The organism is Burkholderia sp. E168m23, from assembly GCF_016586125.1.
In the GTDB taxonomy this organism is placed as follows: domain Bacteria; phylum Pseudomonadota; class Gammaproteobacteria; order Burkholderiales; family Burkholderiaceae; genus Burkholderia; species Burkholderia orbicola.
The window spans coordinates 1-2,183 of sequence record NZ_BCPP01001087.1; the positions used below are offsets into that span (position 1 = coordinate 1).

Annotated in this window: 3 protein-coding genes and 1 pseudogene; 1 reads left to right on the forward strand and 3 read right to left on the reverse strand. The window is 66.7% G+C overall.

The features are described 5' to 3' along the window. The coding region (locus JMF90_RS34315) for a sensor histidine kinase KdpD (RefSeq protein WP_201326097.1) at positions 1-614 on the forward strand (614 nt) is incomplete at its 5' end. Positions 615-672: 58 nt separating this feature from the next. On the opposite strand, the gene JMF90_RS34320 is transcribed toward JMF90_RS34315, so the two are convergent. The 3 genes and pseudogenes from JMF90_RS34320 to JMF90_RS34330 all read right to left on the reverse strand — a co-directional run. Continuing rightward, positions 673-1,122 carry a hypothetical protein gene (locus tag JMF90_RS34320; protein WP_011694624.1) on the reverse strand — a complete coding sequence of 150 codons (450 nt, stop codon included), beginning with the start codon at positions 1,120-1,122 and terminating at the stop codon, positions 673-675. An 87-nt stretch (positions 1,123-1,209) separates the two neighbouring features. Then, positions 1,210-1,974 carry an ABC transporter ATP-binding protein gene (locus JMF90_RS34325; protein WP_011694623.1) on the reverse strand — a complete coding sequence of 255 codons (765 nt, stop codon included), beginning with the start codon at positions 1,972-1,974 and terminating at the stop codon, positions 1,210-1,212. Beyond that, positions 1,971-2,183 (reverse strand): annotated as a pseudogene (locus JMF90_RS34330) (ABC transporter ATP-binding protein); the annotation flags it as partial. The pseudogene JMF90_RS34330 and the gene JMF90_RS34325, both read right to left, overlap by 4 nt.

The window sequence follows — 2,183 nt, forward strand, 5'->3', positions numbered from 1 at the left end:
CCGATCCCGCGCGTCACGCGGCGCGGCTCGATGCGCTGCGTGCGACCTCGTCGGACGTCGGCCGGCTCACCGGGCAGTTGCTCAATCATGCGATGGTGATTCATCGCACCGAGGCCGTGCCGCTGCAACCGGTCGACCTCGTCGCGCTCGCGAAAGAGGTCCTGGGCCGCACGATTCCGCTCGCGGGCGAACGCGATGTGGCCGTTGCGTTCGCGAGCGACGCGCCGCATGCGTGGATCGACGGCGATGCGATCAGTCTTCAGGAAGCGCTATCGAACGTGCTGCACAACGCGCTGCTGCATGGGCATGCGGATGACATCGTCGTGGCGGTCGCGACTCAAGGCAACGTGGATCGAGCGGTGACGCTGACCGTCACCGACAACGGGCGCGGGATACCGCGTGAGCACTGGGACGCGGCGTTGCAACCGTTCGTGCGGATCGCGCCGGACGGCAGCGAGCGGCGCACAGGGTCGGGCCTCGGGCTCGCGATCGTGCAGGAAGTGATGAAGGCGCACGGCGGGCGCGTGGGGTTCTCGTTTCCCGATGCGGGCGGGTTCGCGGTGGTGTTGACGTTTCCGCGTGCGGCGGCGAAGCACGCTGCAAGCGACGCTTAAGCAACCTCAGATCCGGCGCACGCACGGCTCGATCGAACGCCACCGCGGCGACACGCGTTCAGTCGTCGCTGTCCCGATCGTCGTCGGCGTTGCGCTGCGCATACCGCGCCACCCGTTGATCCAGTTCGTCATACTGGCGGTCGCAGAACAACCGGCACAACGCATCGACGTCGACGCGCTTCCTGACGTCGATCGTGTCGACGTGCTGCTCCAGCTTGCCCTTGCCGATGCCGAAGAGCCCCTTCTTGATCCGCATGGACACCGCATTCAGCTGGAAGCCGTCCGAATGCGCATCTGTCAACGCAGTCACCCACAGCTCACGCTGATCGTCGGCATGCTGCAGCACGAGCGCCGGCAGCGGGCCGTCCTGCGTCTCGTTCCATTCGACGTGCTGCGCCCCCCAAGGGAACGCATCGAACGCATGAACGAACGACGCGTAGTCGGCCGCGCCCTGCTGATCGAGCTGATTGAAGTCGTAGCCGACTTTCTGGATTGAATAGGTCAACATGGCGCGGTGCTCTCCGTGGTGTCGATCGCAACAGAACGCCAATCTACTCCACATTTCACGGCGCCTGGCAGCGCCTGCTTGCGCCGCCTACACCGCCACCGCCTCCCCGCCGAGATACGCATCGCGCACGCGCTCATCGTCGAGCAGCGTTTTCGCGGGCCCTTCGAGCACGACGCGCCCCGTCTGCAGCACGTACCCGTAGTGTGCAATCTCCAGCGCGAGGCTCGCGTTCTGCTCGACCATGAACACCGTCACGCCCTGCTTGTTGATCGCGTCGATCAGTTCGAGCACCTTGTCGACGTAGAGCGGCGACAGCCCCATCGTCGGCTCGTCCATGCAGATCAGTTTCGGCCGCGCCATCAGCGCACGCGCCATCGCAAGCATCTGCTGCTCGCCGCCCGACAGCGTGCCCGCGCGCTGCGCGAGCCGTTCGCGCACACGCGGAAACAGGTCGAGCACGCGTTCGTAGTCTTCGCTCACCGCCGCACGATCGCCGCGCGTGTACGCGCCCATCAGCAAATTCTCGCGCACGCTCATGTCGCCGAACAGCCGCCGCGCCTCGGGCACGGCCGCGATCCCGCGCCGCACGCGCTGCGGCGTCGCGAGCGCCGTCACGTCGTCGCCGTCGAAACGCACGACGCCGCGCTTCGGCCGCATCAGCCCGAGAATCAGCTTCATCGTCGTCGATTTGCCGCTCGCGTTACCGCCGAGCAGGCTGACGATCTGCCCGCGGCCGACCTCGAAGTTCACGTCGAAGTGCACCTGCACCGGTCCGTAGAACGTGTCGAGATGTTCGAGTTTCAGCAGCGCGTCGGTCATGGTCGTATCAGGCACGGAAGATTGCACGGTCATGCGGCCGCCTGCGCGGAATGCTCGGTGGCCGCGCCGCCCGCGTGGCGGCGGCCGAGATAGGCCTCGATCACGCGCGGATCGTGCCGCACGTCGCGCGGCGCGCCTTCGGCGATCTTCACGCCGTTGTCGAGCACCATCACGCGGTCGGACACGCGCATCACGAGTTCGAGCTTGTGCTCGATCAACAGGATCGTCAGCCCGCGCGCCTT